16 protein-coding genes and 2 tRNA genes are annotated in these 16,380 nt (G+C 66.9%); 10 read left to right on the top strand and 8 right to left on the bottom strand.

The annotated features are described in order from the left end of the window. Positions 1-274: 274 nt before the first annotated feature. The 7 genes from SPHI_RS02245 to SPHI_RS02215 form a co-directional block, all read right to left on the bottom strand. Positions 275-2,155, bottom strand: coding sequence for a hypothetical protein (locus tag SPHI_RS02245; RefSeq protein ID WP_076743282.1), 1,881 nt, complete (start codon positions 2,153-2,155; stop codon positions 275-277). Between the two features lie 229 nt (positions 2,156-2,384). Then, positions 2,385-3,197, bottom strand: a complete 813-nt coding sequence (locus SPHI_RS02240) for a hypothetical protein (RefSeq protein ID WP_076743281.1) — start codon at positions 3,195-3,197, stop codon at positions 2,385-2,387. A gap of 181 nt (positions 3,198-3,378) precedes the next feature. After that, positions 3,379-3,687: a hypothetical protein gene (locus SPHI_RS02235; protein ID WP_076743280.1), complete on the bottom strand. Its 309-nt coding sequence runs from the start codon at positions 3,685-3,687 to the stop codon at positions 3,379-3,381. 191 nt (positions 3,688-3,878) lie between these two features. Continuing rightward, positions 3,879-5,693 (bottom strand): DUF6538 domain-containing protein, encoded by a 1,815-nt coding sequence (locus SPHI_RS02230; RefSeq protein WP_158049594.1) that lies wholly within the window; start codon positions 5,691-5,693, stop codon positions 3,879-3,881. A gap of 100 nt (positions 5,694-5,793) precedes the next feature. Then, positions 5,794-5,869, bottom strand: a tRNA-Glu gene (locus SPHI_RS02225). Positions 5,870-5,938: 69 nt separating this feature from the next. Next, positions 5,939-7,312, bottom strand: a complete 1,374-nt coding sequence (locus SPHI_RS02220) for a class II 3-deoxy-7-phosphoheptulonate synthase (protein ID WP_076743278.1) — start codon at positions 7,310-7,312, stop codon at positions 5,939-5,941. Between the two features lie 63 nt (positions 7,313-7,375). After that, positions 7,376-8,155, bottom strand: a complete 780-nt coding sequence (locus SPHI_RS02215; protein WP_076743277.1) for an SDR family oxidoreductase — start codon at positions 8,153-8,155, stop codon at positions 7,376-7,378. Between the two features lie 196 nt (positions 8,156-8,351). Here SPHI_RS02215 and SPHI_RS02210 point away from each other — a divergent pair, with 196 nt between their 5' ends. From SPHI_RS02210 to proC, 8 genes are all read left to right on the top strand, one after another. Beyond that, entirely contained in the window at positions 8,352-8,822 is a 471-nt protein-coding gene (locus SPHI_RS02210) for a Fur family transcriptional regulator (protein WP_076743276.1), read from the top strand. A gap of 52 nt (positions 8,823-8,874) precedes the next feature. Further along, positions 8,875-10,794: a 1-deoxy-D-xylulose-5-phosphate synthase gene (gene dxs / locus SPHI_RS02205; protein ID WP_076743275.1), complete on the top strand. Its 1,920-nt coding sequence runs from the start codon at positions 8,875-8,877 to the stop codon at positions 10,792-10,794. Beyond that, the gene (locus SPHI_RS14925) at positions 10,791-10,937 is read left to right on the top strand and encodes a hypothetical protein (RefSeq protein ID WP_158049592.1); all 147 of its coding nucleotides are present in this window, start codon (positions 10,791-10,793) and stop codon (positions 10,935-10,937) included. The genes dxs and SPHI_RS14925 overlap by 4 nt, the downstream gene beginning before the upstream one ends. A 551-nt stretch (positions 10,938-11,488) precedes the next feature. After that, positions 11,489-12,223, top strand: a complete 735-nt coding sequence (locus SPHI_RS02200; RefSeq protein ID WP_076743274.1) for a TlyA family RNA methyltransferase — start codon at positions 11,489-11,491, stop codon at positions 12,221-12,223. Between the two features lie 120 nt (positions 12,224-12,343). Next, positions 12,344-12,865: a TspO/MBR family protein gene (locus SPHI_RS02195; RefSeq protein ID WP_076743273.1), complete on the top strand. Its 522-nt coding sequence runs from the start codon at positions 12,344-12,346 to the stop codon at positions 12,863-12,865. A gap of 27 nt (positions 12,866-12,892) precedes the next feature. Continuing rightward, complete coding sequence (locus SPHI_RS02190) at positions 12,893-13,141, top strand: accessory factor UbiK family protein (RefSeq protein ID WP_076743272.1); 249 nt, start codon at positions 12,893-12,895, stop codon at positions 13,139-13,141. A gap of 66 nt (positions 13,142-13,207) precedes the next feature. After that, positions 13,208-13,714, top strand: a complete 507-nt coding sequence (locus tag SPHI_RS02185; RefSeq protein WP_076743271.1) for a type III secretion system chaperone family protein — start codon at positions 13,208-13,210, stop codon at positions 13,712-13,714. A gap of 7 nt (positions 13,715-13,721) precedes the next feature. Further along, positions 13,722-14,516 carry a pyrroline-5-carboxylate reductase gene (gene proC / locus SPHI_RS02180; RefSeq protein ID WP_076743270.1) on the top strand — a complete coding sequence of 265 codons (795 nt, stop codon included), beginning with the start codon at positions 13,722-13,724 and terminating at the stop codon, positions 14,514-14,516. Between the two features lie 35 nt (positions 14,517-14,551). Here the strand turns inward: proC and SPHI_RS02175 are convergent, their stop codons facing one another. Next, the gene (locus SPHI_RS02175; protein WP_233130615.1) at positions 14,552-15,040 is read right to left on the bottom strand and encodes a MarR family winged helix-turn-helix transcriptional regulator; all 489 of its coding nucleotides are present in this window, start codon (positions 15,038-15,040) and stop codon (positions 14,552-14,554) included. Positions 15,041-15,120: 80 nt separating this feature from the next. Here SPHI_RS02175 and SPHI_RS02170 point away from each other — a divergent pair, with 80 nt between their 5' ends. Together SPHI_RS02170 and SPHI_RS02165 are read left to right on the top strand one after the other, a co-directional pair. Further along, positions 15,121-16,203, top strand: coding sequence for a branched-chain amino acid aminotransferase (locus SPHI_RS02170; protein WP_076743268.1), 1,083 nt, complete (start codon positions 15,121-15,123; stop codon positions 16,201-16,203). 47 nt (positions 16,204-16,250) lie between these two features. Then, positions 16,251-16,325, top strand: a tRNA-Gln gene (locus SPHI_RS02165). Positions 16,326-16,380: the final 55 nt, after the last annotated feature.

Genomic DNA, 16,380 nt, shown 5'->3' with positions numbered 1-16,380 from the left:
TGACGCTGAACGACGGCGACACGAATGGCTGAAGTTGGGTCGCTTCCGGCCGTTCCCGATTAGGAACCTGGGACGGGAATCCCGCCGGGCCGATGACGCTGACCACCGCCAGCGGGTCCCGTTTTCCCGAAATCTGTTCCCGATTGCACATTCCCAAATTCGCCCACGTACACGGGGAAACGGGAATGTCCCACGGCACCAGGACGCGCCTGTCATCATCCCGAAGGGACCGAACCAGGGCCATCGTCCGGCGACGTAGGGCCGGTGGATGCGATCACCGCCCCGCGTCGCGAGCAGCATTCCAGGCCCGAGCCGCAACCGTTGACCGGCGGATCGCCTGCTGTACTTCCGCCGCGACCAGCTGCTGCTCCGGCGTCAGGACCGGGCCGGCACGCCCGAGCAGTTCGGTCAGCTGGCGCGCGGACGATGCGGCAGCCTGTTCGTGCTCGCCCACCCGGCGCTGGCGGTCGGCCACGTCGAGGCGGGCGAGGAGCACGTTGAGCGCCCAGGGCGGCGGCGGCTCTCGCAGGGTGGCGGCAAGTCGGGGTCCGGCTGCCGTCGCTGCATCGCGATCGAGCCGGATCGTGGTGCCCGTCACATCGATCCAGTCGGGATGGTCGACAAGCGTGTCCACCGCCATCGCCCACCGGCTGTGCTGTGCAAGCAGTGCTTGCGCGCCGGCGTCCTTCGCCGCCGCCGCCGCGATCCCGGCCTCGGCTGCCGCCAACCGTGTCGTTGCATCCTGCTCCCGCGCGGCAAGCTCGCGGTCCCGACGGTCGAGACCCGCAAGCGTTGCGGCATGCTCGGCGTGCCTTGCCGCCCGCTCGCGCTCTGCATCGCGTTCGCGTGCGGCCAGCGCGGCTTCCCGCTCCTCGATGACCTTCTCGCGAGCCAGCAGCCGCCGCGTCCATGCCCGTACCTGCTCCAGCGCCACCGCGATCTGGCGGCCTGCCTTCACCAGCGATGCGGGCCACCCCGCCTCATAGACGTGACGTTCGTCGGGCAGCATTGCATCCTTGCGCATCGAAAATGCGCTTGGGGTGCTCCGCAGGTCAAGCCCGGCACCATCGTCCGCCGCACGCGCGAGGAGGGCGAGCTGGGCTTCCCGCACCTTGCGCTGGGCGTCATTGCGTTCCCGCTCGGCGGTGATCGCGGCGCGCTCGGCAGCCGCGAGAGCCCGATCGGCTTCGGCGTCGGCACGGTCGCCGGCGGCGGCGGCGAGCTCGCGGTCGACCGCCTCGCCACGCAGCCGGGCAGCCTGAAGCGCGGCCTCCATACCGATCCGGGCCTGCTCCGCCGCAAGCCGCGCGGCAGCGGCCCGATCGCCTGCCGCCGCGGTCTCAATCTCGCGCGCAGCGATGGCCCGTTCGCGTTCCGTCGCCTTCCGCTCGCGAGCCGCGAGCGCCTCCTCGCGTTCGGCCGCCCGATGTGCAGCCTCGGCCGCGGCGGCCTCCGCCCTGACCCGATCCTGCTCGATCCGTGCCAGTGCTGATGTCTTCTGTGCCTCTAGCCCGTCCAGTTCCTCCAGCCTCTGCTGCTCGGCCGACTTCCAGTCGTTGCCGGACACCGCCTTCGCCTTCCCGCGCTCCACGCCGTCCAGCTTCATCTCGTCGCGCATATAGTCGAAGAAGGCGGTCTGAAGCGCACGGCCGTACCCGAACGGTAGCGGCTTCTCGCCATATTCCTTCGCCAGCGCCTTGAGATGATGGGTCGTCGAGATGGCGGGCTTCGACTCGCGCTTCGTCGACTTCATGTATCTTGGCGCGACGAACAGGTCGACCACATGCCGGCTCTTCTCGTCCCGGTCGAGACGATCGGCCAGGATCGCCTCGTCACCGAACACGCGCTCTGCGAACACCCGGGCATGATGGAGCATGTAGCCGGGGTCCTCGCCATCGACGAGCTCGGTGGGGAACTGGATGAGGATATGCATCACCGACGACTTCGCCCTCGGGACAAACGCGCCCTCGATGTGTCGGTCGTACAGTGCGAGCAGATCAAGTCCGGTGGTGGTGAGCGGTGGCAGGTCGTTCATCGCGCGCGCCTTGCCCGTCTGGTCGAGACGCTTGCCGTGCTTCTCGGCCCGTGCCAGTCCGGCGAGGTCGAGGTTCTTGATGCGGGCGGCACCGGCGACGCCGGAAACCTGCTTTTTCATGGGTCCTCAGTGGGCCGCGCTGGCAGGCGGCAGAAAAAGAAGAACATGCTCTTCTTTTTTCGATGCTCGAAAAAAGGCATGTCAGGGGAGTGCCCCTGAACCCCCGGAACGGCCCTTCGCGAAGTCGCTGCGGGCCGTGGCTTTCCGGTCCGACGGAAAGCCGAAGGGGAAGGAAGGGCAGCGGAAAACCGCGTCGCCGCCATGACGACGGCGGCGCGGGCGCAGCGGATCAGCCGCGATCGTCACCGGCATCGTCCGCCGTGTGGGCGGAGGCGCTGGTGGCGAGCGGCATCTCGACCTGACCATCCGCGGGATGATCGGTTTCGACTGCCGGCGACTGTTCGGGTTCGACGGCGCTGACGAGCGGCTCGCTCGCCGTGGTCGCGATCTCGCCGGTATCGTCGCTGGAGCGACGGTCCTGGTCGATGCTGCCGTCCGCCACCGCGCCGGCGTCGGGCGCGGCGGTCGGCGTGATCTCCGTCCCGCTGTCGGTTGCAGTCACGGGGCGGAGCACGTTCAGCAGGGCGTCACGCTCGTCCAGCCGGCCGAGCAGCCGCTGGACCTGCTCGCGTTCCTTCCTGAGCTCGTCGGAGAGCTCAGCGATGCGCGCCTGCGCCTCGCCGAGCTCCGCCTCGGTTTCCACGAGGGTCGCGATCACCGCGTGGCCGCGCCGCGCCTGATCCGCGTTGAGGCGTTCCAGCGCACCGACGCGCATCGCCGTGGTCTGCTCGAAGGATCCCGCGACGTCACGCACGATACCCGTCACCCGCTGCATGATCTGGGCCTTCAGGTGCTCGGTCCATTGCTCCAGCTCGGCCGCCGCCTCGGCGGGCATGTCCGCCGGCGGTGCGCCGGGGACGGCGCGACGCAGTTTCAGCCACTCCTCGAACAGGGCGTAGAAATCCCCGTTCGGCTTTCTGTCGAACGCCGCCATGGAGACGGCATAGCCCGTGACTTCAGACGGGCTGACGCCCGTCTCTTCGACAATCCTGTCGGCGGCAGCGCAGATCAGCTTGAAGCGCTGGTTACGATTGTTGTTCATGATCCTGGTCCTCGTCGGCGAGGACCGGGAGTGCCTTTAGCGCTATCGCGCGCTGACGCTCGTTATCGCGCGGTAGCGCGCTTCGACGCGCGTGTCGCAAATCGAGCTGGCTTCCCGGTCCGTCGGCATGAGGCGCGGCCGTATGAAGACGGCTGCGCCCGGCGTGTTCGACGGGGATCGGTCAGGCGCCAGCCCAGCGCGACGGCGGGCAGCGGAGGTGCCGCAGGATTGGCGATGCCGATACGGGAAGGTGATGTACAATGGCCGCGCGCTGGCGAACGGCCATTGTCATCACGACGGTGAGGAAGGCCGCGAGGATCGACAGCAGGCGCCGGACGGCGCCGGGGCCGCCGAGACGCCGCTGGATCTGCCACTGGACGGAGCGTGCCGCCAACGCCAGCAGCTCGCCGATCATCTCCCAGACCGACATGCCTTCGAGGGCCGCCATGGTGGCAGCCTCTGCGTCGGACAGGGCGGTATCGTCGGTCATAGGCGTAGTATAGGAGCGTGGCCGTCGATCGACAAACGCCTGTCGCGCTTTTCGTGTCCTGGCTGTGCCCCAGCGTCATCACGACGCGGCAAGACGTGTCCGGGCGGCGAACCGCAGAAGGCGCTGGTGTGCGCAGGCCACCACCGCATCCCACGGCACGCTTCGGAACTCGAGCCGGTCGATGCTCTCCTTCAACGCGTCGATCGGCGAACCCTGCCCGTATTTCCGGCCGACGTTGATCGAGGCATGCCCGCCATCTGGTCGAGATCGTGTTCGCTGACGCGCCGGCGCCGGCCCTCGCGCTTGAAGTTGTGCCGGGTCGAGTAGAACGACTTGTCGGGGTCGTCGATGCCAAGCGCACGGATCGCGTCGTTGATCTCGCGCGACAGGTATTTGTAACGGTCGCCGTATTTGTCCGCGGTCAGGTCGCTGAACACCCACTGCTCGCCGCGCTCGATCTGCAGTGCAACCCAGTCGAGGAAGCCCGACTCGACGACGATCCAGTGGATCGGCACGTCACGCACTGACTGGCCGGTCTTCTGACGGCGGGGGCGTTTCTCGGGTCCTTCCGCAGAACTCTGGCGCTTGCGATCGGACCGGAAGCGCATGACCCACTCGTCGTCCTCACGGATGACCTCGTGCGGCTTGAGCTTGCAATGCTCGCCCGGCCGCGACCCGTGGAAGGGGGCCAGAAGCAGGATCCAGAACATCGTATCGCTGCACGCGTCCGGGTCGGTCATCAGCGGCGCCGTGTAGATACGGCGCATGTCCTCGTCGGAGAAGTGGTCGCGCTCGGTCCCCGTGTGCTTCGCTCCCTCGACGCTCAGTCCGGCGGCCGGGTTGAAGGGGATCCATTTCTTCCTGACGGCCGTCGCCAGCAGCGACCGGATCGCGGCGAGATGCTTGCCGACGGTAGATGGGCCGAGCGTCGGCAGCTTCGCGGCATGGGCGGCGGCGATCTGCTGTCGCAAGGGCAGGCTGCCGATCACCTTTTTCGGACGGTATGGGAGCTGCGCCACATCTTCGAGGAACGTTTCCACCATCTCGCCGGTGATGGCGGCAACATCCTCGGTGCCCGCCAGTTCGCGAAAGCGATCGAGCGCGCTCTGCCATTCGTCGGCTGTCTTGTTGGGCAGGGCGGGGTCGATCCCCTTGCGCTTCTTCCAGGCCGCCAGCGCGTCGGACAGCGTGTGCGCCGGCGCGTCCTGATCGACGATCGTGGGCGCGGGCAAATGCGTCGCCATCGCCGTCATCATCGGCTGCAGCACGTTCTGCACGCCCGTCGGCCAGTGGCCGAAGCGGTGTTCCGCAAGACGGCGCAGGATGCGTTCCGCCACCGCCTCGAACAGCGGACCCTTTGGCCTGAGCACGACACCGGCCGCCTGCGCGACGATCTGCGCCTCGAACTCCGCTGCCTTCCAGTCCCGGGCCGACAGGTGGGCGCGCGCGACCTCGCGGAACGCAGCGCCCCTGAACAGCGGGTTGTTCTCGAAGAGCTCGATGTTCATCGCCACTGCATCACGATGCGCGAAGGTCGGGAATGCGCCCGCTGCGTCCGGCTGCTCGATTGGCCAGATGTCCTCGTCAGCCTCACCGAGCATGTCATCCTGCGCCTTGCTGGCATAGCTGCCGCCCCAGTCCAGCCGCGCCCGGAAACCCATCATCTGCAGCATGGTGAAGCACACGTGGTCGAGGCCCCGCGCCAGATCGTAGTCGGCGGCGATTTCATGCGCCCTGACGTTCGCACGGGCCAGCGCATCGAACCCGTCCGCGACGATCTTGTCCGCCTGATCGTCGACGGCGATGGCCTCACCGGCGTCCAGCGTGCGCATCAGCTCCTGCACCTCGTGGAGCTTGCGGGCATGCAGCGACCGCGCTTCCACCAGATCGGCGGTGCCGAGTGTCTCCTTCCACTCACGCTTGCCCACACGCTCGCGATACCGCTCCGGCACGCCCATGCGGAACCAGTACATCTTCGACCGGGGATGACGCCACAAACCCGCCACGCGCAATCTCATCTTTGTGCCACCCTTTTGTATCACCGGGAGGCTGCCAAGTCGATGAAATGCACGAGACTGGCGGGAATCCGCGCTTCTCAAGGGAAGCTGGTGACCCCTACGGGACTCGAACCCGTGTTTTCGCCGTGAGAGGGCGACGTCCTAGACCGCTAGACGAAGGGGCCGTGCAAGCGGGAGCGGCGCCTCTACGGGGGACGCGGCAGCCCGTCAAGCCGCCGCGTTCCGTTTTCTTGTCAGGCCGCTACCTTGCGGCGCTCGGCCATTTCGGCGTTGAGCATTTCGGCGAGCAGGAACGCCAGCTCGATGCTCTGGCCGGCGTTGAGCCGCGGATCGCAATGCGTGTGGTAGCGGTCGGCCAGGCTCTGCTCGGTCACATCGATCGCGCCGCCGGTGCATTCGGTGACGTTCTGGCCGGTCATCTCGGCGTGGATGCCGCCGGCATGCGTGCCCTCGGCGCGGTGGACGGCGAAGAAGCCGCGCACCTCGGCGAGGATGCGGTCGAAGGGCCGCGTCTTGTAGCCATTGGCAGCCTTGACGACGTTGCCGTGCATCGGGTCGCAGCTCCAGATCACCGGATGCCCTTCGCGCGTGACGGCGCGGAGCAGCTTGGGGAAGCCGGCCTCGATCTTGTCGTGGCCGTAGCGCGTGATCAGCGTCATGCGCCCGGGCACGCGGCCGGGGTTGAGCGTGTCGAGCAGGCGAAGCAGCACGTCCGGCTCCAGCGTGGGCCCGCATTTCACGCCGATCGGATTGCCGATGCCGCGCAGGAACTCGACATGCGCCGAGCCTTCGAAGCGGGTGCGATCGCCGATCCACAGGAAGTGCGCCGACGTGTCATACCAGTCGCCGGTCAGCGAATCCTGCCGCGTCATCGCTTCTTCATAGGGAAGCAGCAGCGCCTCATGGCTGGTGTAGAAGCTGGTTTGCGCCAGCTGCGGCACCGTCTCGGGGTCGATCCCGCAGGCGGCCATAAAATCGAGCGCCTCGCCGATGCGGTCGGCGGTTTCGGCATATTTCTTCGCCCAGGGGCTGCGGCCCATGTAATCCAGCGTCCAGCGATGGACCTGCGCGAGGTTCGCATAGCCACCCTGCGCGAAGGCGCGCAGCAGGTTGAGCGTCGCCGCCGACTGCGAATAGCCCTGCACCATCCGCTTCGGGTCGGGGATGCGCGACTCTGCGGTGAAGCCGATGTCGTTGACGTTGTCGCCGCGATAGCTGGGCAGCTCGACGCCGTCGATCGTCTCGGTGCCGGCCGAACGCGGCTTGGCGAACTGGCCGGCCATGCGGCCGAGCTTCACCACCGGCAGCTTGGACGCATAGGTGAGGACCACCGCCATCTGCAGGATCACGCGAAACGTGTCGCGGATGTTGTTGGGGTGGAACTCGGCAAAGCTTTCCGCACAATCGCCGCCCTGAAGCAGGAATGCCTCGCCCGCCGCGACCCGCGCCAGTTCCGCCGTCAGATTGCGTGCTTCACCCGCAAAGACGAGCGGGGGATAGGAGCGCAACGTGTCGGTCGCCGCGGTGAGCGCGGCGGCGTCCGGGTAGTCGGGGAGCTGGCGTGCCTCGTGCGAGGTCCAGCTGTCGGGGGCCCAATTGGCGGCCATATTCATTTCCTTTCGGCGCGCGCCCATGCAAGAAAATTTCAGGCGGCGCAAACAAGTCGTACTTTATAGCACGCCGGGGTAGGCGCCGCCATCGATCAGCAGGCTCTGGCCGGTGATGAAGCCGGCATGACTGGAGCATAGGAAGGCGCAAGTGGCGCCAAATTCGGCAGGATCGCCGAAGCGCTTGGCCGGGATCCGCTCGCGGCCGCGCGCTTCCGCCGTTTCCATGTCGATGCCCTGGCTCTTGGCGGCGAAGGCCATGACGCCGGGCAGGCGGCGGGTGGCGAACAGGCCGGGGAGCAGGAAGTTGATCGTGACATTGGCGTGCGCGACCTCGCGCGCCACGCCGGCGAGGAAGCCGGTGAGGCCGATGCGCGCGCCGCTCGAGAGGTCGAGCCCGGCGGCTGGCGATTTCACGCTGCCGGAGGTGATGCACACGATGCGGCCGAAGCGGCGCTCGATCATGCCGTCGATCACTTGCTGCACCAGGCGGATCGGAGTGACCATGTTGGCGTCGAGCCCCGCGTGGAGCGCTTCGCTGTCAATGTCGCGGAAGCCGCGCGGGGGCGGGCCGCCGTTGTTGTTGATGAGGATGTCGGGCGTGCCCGCGGTCTCGACCAACCTAGCCTGCACCGCTTCGTCGCCGATGTTGCCGGCGACAGTGAGGATCTCGGCACCGGTGCTCGCGCGGATCTCGGCGGCGGTCTGCTCCAGCGCCTCGGCGTCGCGGCCGTTCATGACAATGCGGCAGCCGGCACGAGCGAGTTCCTCGGCACAGGCGCGGCCGAGCCCCTGGCTGGAGGCGCAGACGATGGCGGTCTTACCGGATAGCCCGAGATCCATGGCGATTCTCCTGATGGTTTGGGGTGGGCTGTAAGGCATGTTTTCGTTGATCGTCATCCCCGCGGAGGCGGGGATCCATACGCGCAGGTCTTAGATGGAGCCGCTACGCTGGCGTTTATGGATTCCCGCCTGCGCGGGAATGACGGGAGCAGAGCGAGCGCTTGCTGCGAACCGCTCGCGCTCCTAAATCCATTTCATGGCGCACGCTCATCATGATCACCACGAACCGCAAGGCGCGGACCTCGCCCAGGCCGCGCAAGCGACGCTGGAGCGTGCGGGCGAGCAATGGACTGCGATGCGCGCCAGCGTGTTCGGCGCGCTCGCCGGGTTCACCAAGCCGGCGAGCGCCTACGACATCGCCGATGCGGTTTCCAAGTCCGAAGGGCGGCGCGTCGCGGCGAACAGCGTGTACCGTATCCTCGACCTGTTCGTCGGCGCGAACCTTGCGCGCAAGGTGGAGAGCGCCAACGCCTATGTCGCCAATGCGCATCCGGACTGCATGCACGACTGCATCTTCCTGGTGTGCGATTCGTGCGGGCAGACGACTCACCTCGACGACGACCGGCTGACCGGCGGCGTGCGCGAGGCGGCGTCGGCCGCCGGGTTCCAGCCAGTGCGTCCGGTGATCGAAGTGCGCGGTCGGTGCGCCAAGTGCGCGATCAATTAACGCAATCCGGTAGCATTCGACACGGTCGCTGCGGTGGAGTAAGCCCCGCGGGATGACCGATCTGCCTCAGACGCCGCTGCTCGATACGGTATCGACGCCGGCCGACCTTCGGAAGCTGGCTCCCGAACAGCTCCGCCAGCTTGCCGACGAACTGCGCAGTGAGACTATTTCTGCGGTCGGGACAACCGGTGGGCACCTCGGATCGGGGCTGGGCGTGGTCGAGCTGACCACCGCGATCCATTACGTCTTTGATACGCCGCGCGACCGGCTGATCTGGGACGTCGGCCACCAATGCTATCCGCACAAGATCCTGACCGGGCGGCGCGATCGCATTCGCACGCTGCGGCAGGGCGGGGGGCTCAGCGGCTTCACCAAGCGCAGCGAAAGCGAATACGATCCGTTCGGCGCGGCGCATAGCTCAACCTCGATTTCGGCCGCGCTCGGCTTTGCGATCGCGAACAAGATGGCGGGGCAGCCGGGCAAGGCGATCGCGGTGATCGGCGATGGCGCGATGTCCGCCGGCATGGCCTATGAGGCGATGAACAACGCCGAGGCCGCCGGCAATCGGCTCGTCGTGATCCTCAACGACAATGACATGTCGATCGCGCCGCCGGTAGGCGGGCTTTCGGCCTATCTTTCGCGCATCGTGTCGAGCCGCGAGTTCCTGTCGCTGCGCGACCTGATGAAGCGGGTGGCCCGCCGGATGCCGCGGCCGTTCCACAATGCGGCACGCAAGACCGATGAATTCGCCCGCGGCATGACCATGGGCGGAACGCTGTTCGAGGAGCTCGGCTTCTATTATGTCGGGCCGATCGACGGGCATAATCTCGAGCACCTCATCCCGGTGCTGGAAAATGTGCGCGATGCCGAAGAAGGTCCGATCCTGATCCACGTCGTGACCAAGAAGGGCAAGGGCTATGCTCCGGCCGAGGCAGCGTCCGACAAATACCATGGCGTGCAGAAGTTCGACGTCATCACCGGCGCGCAGGCCAAGGCACCCCCGGGACCGCCTGCTTATCAGAACGTGTTCGGCGACGCGCTGGCGGACGAGGCCGATCGCGATCCGCGCGTGTGCGCGATCACCGCGGCGATGCCGTCGGGAACGGGTGTCGACCGCTTCGCCAAACGGCATCCGGATCGCTCGTTCGATGTGGGCATTGCCGAACAGCATGGCGTGACCTTTGCCGCAGGCCTCGCGGCGCAGGGCATGCGGCCGTTCTGCGCGATCTACTCGACGTTCCTGCAGCGCGCCTATGACCAGGTCGTCCATGACGTGGCGATCCAGAATTTACCGGTGCGCTTTGCGATCGACCGCGCGGGACTGGTCGGCGCGGACGGCGCGACACACGCGGGCTCGTTCGACATCACTTATCTCGCCAGCCTGCCGAATTTCGTTGTGATGGCCGCGGCGGACGAGGCGGAACTGGTCCACATGGTCCACACCTGCGTCGAACATGATTCAGGCCCCATCGCGGTGCGCTACCCGCGCGGCAATGGCGTGGGTGTGCCGCTGCCCGAGACGCCGCAGCTGCTGGAGATCGGCAAGGGGCGGATCGTTCGCGAGGGCAAGACGGTGGCGATCCTCTCGCTTGGCACGCGGCTGGCGGAGGCGCTGAAGGCGGCTGAGCAGCTGGAGGCCAAGGGGCTGTCGACGACGGTGGCGGACCTTCGCTTCGCCAAACCGCTCGACGAGGCGATGATCCGCAAGCTGCTGTCGACCCATCAGGTGGCGGTGACGATCGAGGAAGGTTCGGTGGGCGGCTTCGGGGCGCATGTGCTGACCCTCGCGTCGGACGAGGGATTGATCGATGGCGGGCTGAAGCTTCGCACGCTTCGCTTGCCCGACGTGTTCCAGGATCAAGACAAGCCGGAGGTGCAGTATGCGCAGGCCGGGCTTGATGCCGAAGGGATTGTCGGCACGGTGCTGAAGGCGCTGCGCTGGAACGAAACCGGCGCCGCGGCGAGCGCGTGAGCGGCTGGACCAAGGTCATTCTCGCCACCGGGCTGATGGTGGTGGCGCTGGCTTGCCTGAACCTCGCGCTGTGGCGCCGGATGAAGGAAGCGCGGCGCTTGGGTGAGGCGGCGGCCGAAGCGGAGCGGCGCGAAAACGATTAGGCGTAATCTGCGCTTCGGCCGCGAGCAACTCACTGCCTCACGCCGGACCCGTCCAGGCATCCAGGGTGCCGCACTTCTTACGCTGGGAGAATTTGCGGGCGGCTGGATGCCCCGACGAGCTTGGCATGACGCAGGTGGGTAGCGGGTCGCCAGAATGCCCCGGGGCCGCATCTCGTTATGCTCGCTCGGCCGCGCCGGGATTGCGCGGGCGTCACCGCGCGGCGCGAACCGCGCCAGGTGGTTCGTCCAACGCTGCGACGACGCGTTCCGGTGATCCCTGGCTCTCCGGCCGCCGTTCATATGCCCCGTGTGCGCCGGCATCGATGAAGTGGCTGTTCCCGGTCCAGCGCGAGGCCATTCGCGCCGTGCCCATGAAGGTGCTTCTGTTCGTCGGCGAGGCCGCGCTGCCGGTGCTCTAGGGGGACGCCCGGCACCGCGACCTCGACCGAACCTCTATACCCCACTTAATCCATGGGCAATCACTCGGTCCCGGGTTGAAGGCGGGGCGACAGGGTCTTGCGATGAACCGATCGGCGGCCAATAGAGCGCCCATGACGAAGGTGCGTGCAGATCAGATGCTTGTCGATCGCGGGCTCGCCGAATCGCGGACGCGGGCGCAAGCCCTGATCATGGCCGGGCTGGTGTTCGCCGGTGAGCGGAAGGTGGATAAGCCGGGGCAGGCGCTGGCCGACGATGCGGTGCTCGATGTGCGCGGGCGCGACCATCCGTGGGTGTCGCGTGGTGGAATCAAGCTGGCGCATGGGTTGGATCATTTCGGATGGGACGTGAGCGGGGCGGTGGCAATCGACGTCGGGTCCTCCACCGGCGGCTTCACCGACGTGCTGCTCACCCGCGGCGCGGCGCGCGTTTATGCGGTCGATAGCGGCACCAATCAGCTCGCCTGGAAGCTGCGGCAAGACGAACGTGTGGTGGTGCACGAACAGACCAGCGCGCGCGTGCTGACCGATGCGCAAATTCCCGAGCCGATCGACCTGATCGTCTGCGACGCCAGCTTCATCGGCATCGCCAAGGTGCTCGAGGTGCCGCTCGGCTTCGCCAAGCCGACCGCGCGGGTGATGACCTTGGTGAAGCCGCAGTTCGAAGCGGGCCGCGAGGAAGTGGGCAAGGGCGGGGTGGTGCGTGATCCGCTGGTCCACCAACGCGTCTGTGACGAAGTGGCGGCTTGGTTCGCCGGCAAGGGCTGGCGGGTCGAAGGAATCAGCGAAAGCCCGATCACCGGACCGGAAGGGAATGTGGAGTTCCTGCTCGCGGCTGTCCGCAATTGAGGCAGATCGGCACCGCCAAGCGTTGATCTGCCGGTTTACGTATTTTGCGGGTCGTGGTTATGGCCGCGAAACGATCGCGGAGGATGTGTGGGCGGAATCGCGTCAAAGGGGCAGTTGCGAATGTCGCTCGCGCGCTGGGCGATGCTCTGCGTGCCGTTGATCGTCCTACTTGGCTTTCTGTCGGGGCGCAGTGTCGCTTCGGGTGACGAGAACCCGTGGTACCAGGCACTGGTCAAACCCGCGCTGACCCCACCGGGCTGGGTATTCCCGGTCGCCTGGACGACGCTCTACATCATGCTGGGCTTGGCACTCGCAACGATCCTCAATGCTCGCGGCGCGAGAGGGCGCGGCGTAGCGGTTGCGCTGTTCGCCGCGCAGTTCGCGCTCAATCTCGCCTGGACGCCATTGTTCTTCGGCGCGCACCAGGTGAGCACGGCGCTGCTGGTGATCGTCGCCATGCTGTTGCTCTCGATCGCCACAACCTTTGCGTTTCGCCGCATTCGCAAGGGGGCGGCATGGCTGATGCTGCCGTACCTCATCTGGCTCGGCTTCGCCGGTGTCCTCAACTGGGGGATCTTGCGGCTTAATCCGGACGCGGAAACCCTTGTGCCCGGCGCGCGAACCTCCCAAGTCATCGGCTGACTTCTCTCTCCCGAAAGGCTTGGCCACATGCAGTCCGAAAACCGGCTGTTCGACGATCTGGCGAAATTCCTGAACGGCGCGGCAGGCACCGTCGCTGGCATGGGCCGCGAGGCGCAGGAAGGCGCCCGTGACCGCGCGCGCGAATGGATCGGCGGACTCGATTTCGTCAGCCGCGAGGAATTCGAAGTGGTGAAGGCGATGGCCGTTGCTGCGCGGGACGAAGCCGATGCGCTACGCGCCCGGCTGGATGCGTTGGAGGCGAAGCAGCAGGGTTGATTTGTCCACAATCATGCGCAGCGCGCCCTTTGCGTCGCCGCCCCATGTCATGCGATAGGGGCGGCAATGCTTGACGAAGCCGATCACGATCACGAACCCGAAGCTCCGCTGGACATGCTCGAGAGCTATTTCTCGGCGCATGGCTGGACGTTCGACCGCCATGACGACGAGATCAGCGCCACGGTAAAGGGCAGCTGGACCGAATATGAGATCCGCGCGCTGTGGCGCGAGGAAGATGGGGTCCTGCAATTCCTGGCTTTCCCCGACGTGAAGGTGGCCGACCATGCGCGGGCTGCGATTTACGAGACGATCGGGCTGGTGAACGAGCAATTGTGGATCGGGCATTTCGAGCTTTGGTCTTCAAGCGGGATCCTGCTTTATCGCCATGCTGCCTTGGTCGACCGTGACGAGGACGATGCCGTTCTGTCGCTCGATGCGGCGCAATTGCTGATCGAGACGGCGATCGACGAATGCGAGCGTTTCTATCCGGTGTTCCAGTTCGTCCTGTGGGGCGGCAAGTCGCCGCGCGACGCTATTGCGGCCGCGCTGATCGAGACGCAGGGCGAGGCCTGATCCGAACATGACAATGCCGAAGTCGCTGTGGCTGGTCGGGGCCGGGAACATGGGCGGCGCGATGCTGCGCGGGTGGATCGCCGCGGGCCTGGCTGCCCACTCAGTGACCGTGATCGATCCGGGAGCACCGGTGGTGCCGGATGGGGTGCGCGTGCTGTCGGCGCCGGAAGGCACGACGCCCGAGGTGATCGTGCTGGCGGTGAAGCCGCAGTTGCTCGACGCAGTGGCGCCGAGCCTGTCGGGCGTTCGCCCGGCGTTGCTGCTGTCGATCCTCGCCGGGGTCGAGGAAGCGGCGCTGGCGTCGCGCATCCCGGCGGCGTCGGTCGTTCGCGCGATGCCGAACCTGCCCGTTGCGATCGGCAAGGGAGTGACGGCGCTGCATGCCGCGCATGCGACAGCCGAAGCTCGGTCGACCGCCGAAGCGTTGGCGGCGCCGCTCGGTAAGGTCGAGTGGATCGGCGACGAGGCGATGTTCGATGCTGTGACCGCTTTGTCCGGCTGCGGGCCGGGGTTCGTGTTCCGCTTCATCGACGCGCTGGCGGCGGCTGGTGCAGCGCTGGGCCTGCCGGCGGATCAGGCCGCGCGGCTGGCGCTCGCCACGGTTGAGGGCTCCGCCGCGATGGCGGCCGGTGCGGGGGAGAGCCCCGCCGTGCTGGCCGATCGCGTGGCGAGCCCCGGCGGCTCGACGCGCGAGGGGCTCAACGTGCTTGATCAGGACGAGGCATTGAAGCAGCTGCTGGCTGCAACGCTGACGGCAAGCCGGAACCGCAACGCTGAACTGGCGGCGGTAGCGCGGGGCTGACAGGCCTCTTGGTGCAAGCAGGATGGGGGGGGGAGTTACCCCCTCAGCGCTTCGACCCGCTCGCGTTCTTCCACTGGGATCAGGCCTTCCAGGACGGCCCAAAAGCCGCTCACAGCGCCTTGGCCCGCTTCGGAATAGGCCGCGGCCAGTCGCTCGCGCAGCGCGTCGTACAGTTCCGCCTCGAACGCGACGCCTTGTTCGGTCAGCCGTAGCAGGCGCTGGCGCCGGTCGCGCTCGCCGGGCCGGGTCTCGACGTAGCCGCGCTCCGTCAACTCCCCCAGCGCGCGCCCCAGCGACTGTTTGGTAATGCCGAGCAGCGCCAGAAGATCCGACACCGCCATGTTGGGCTTGCGCGCGATGAAATACAGCGCCCGGTGATGCGCCCGCCCCAGCCCCTTGCGGGCGAGTTCCCGATCGATCGCTCGCGTGACATGCGCATTGCCGAAATACAGCAGCTCCAGCCCGCGCCGGATCTCAGGCTCGCGAAGGAAGAGCGGGGAGGCGGGGGAGGTCGTGGCAGCCATGTTGACCGGCATTGCCATCCGCCCTACCCGATCGCAACCCGTCAACGGCGCGCAAAATCGCGCCCGCCAGGAGCTTTCGCGTGCCGCCTTTCGCTTTCGAGCCAAACCCTGCGCCGATCCCAGCGACCGAGCGCGCGACGCGGATCGCGGACCCGGCGTTCGGACGCGTGTTCACCGATCACATGGCGTTGATCCGTTGGAGCGAGGACAAAGGCTGGCATGATGCCAAAATCACCGCACGCGCGACGCTGACGGTCGATCCGGCCACAGCAGTGCTGCATTATGCGCAGGAAATCTTTGAAGGGTTGAAGGCGTACCGCCACGACGACGGCAGCGTTGCCTTGTTCCGCCCCGAGGCGAATGCCGCACGTTTCCGTGATTCCGCCCGCCGCATGGCAATGCCGGAACTGCCTGACGAATTGTTCATCGGGTCGATCGAAGCGCTGGTGAAGGCTGATGCCGACTGGTTCCCGGCGATCGATGGCGGCTCGCTGTACCTGCGCCCGTTCATGATCGCGAGCGAGGTGTTCCTGGGCGTGAAGCCGGCAGCCGAATATCTCTTCATGGTGCTCGCATCCTCAGCCGGTTCCTATTGGAAAGGCGGCGTGCGCCCCGTCTCCTTGTGGGTTAGCCACGAATATTCGCGCGCTGGCGCGGGCGGCACGGGCGCGGCCAAGTGCGGCGGCAATTACGCCACCAGCCTTGTTGCGCAGCAGGAGGCGATCCGCCGCGGCTGCGACCAGGTGGTGTTCCTCGACGCGGCCGAGCGCCGCTGGATCGAGGAACTGGGCGGCATGAACATCTTCTTCGTGTTCGATGACGGCTCGATCCAGACGCCCCCGCTGACCGGCACGATCCTGCCTGGCATCACCCGCGATTCGATCCTGCGCCTTGCACGGGATGCCGGGCTGACTGTGCGCGAGGAACTATACTCGATCGACCAGTGGCGGGCCGATGCCGAGAGCGGGCGGCTGACCGAGAGCTTCGCCTGCGGCACCGCCGCGGTGGTGACGCCCATCGGGCAAGTGTCGGGACCGGACTATGGCTTCACCATCGGCTCCGGTGGAACGGGGCAGACCACCCAGCGTTTCCTCGACGCGCTGACCGCGATCCAGCGCGGCCGCGCGCCCGATCCGCACGGTTGGTTGCACGCGATCGGATAAGGACCATTGCACTTCGCGTGCGCCCACGATAGGCGCCCGCGTTCTGCTGGGGCGTCGCCAAGTGGTAAGGCACCGGTTTTTGGTACCGGCATTCGCAGGTTCGAATCCTGCCGCCCCAGCCAGTCTAACGCTATGTGTATGACTGACTGCCCGACATCAGGCGGCCTTCACCCCTGG

The organism is Sphingomonas jeddahensis (genome assembly GCF_001981525.1).
Classification (GTDB): Bacteria; Pseudomonadota; Alphaproteobacteria; order Sphingomonadales; family Sphingomonadaceae; genus Sphingomonas; species Sphingomonas jeddahensis.
Note: the sequence above shows the minus strand (reverse complement) of the source record. Positions and strands in the feature narration are given on the sequence as shown.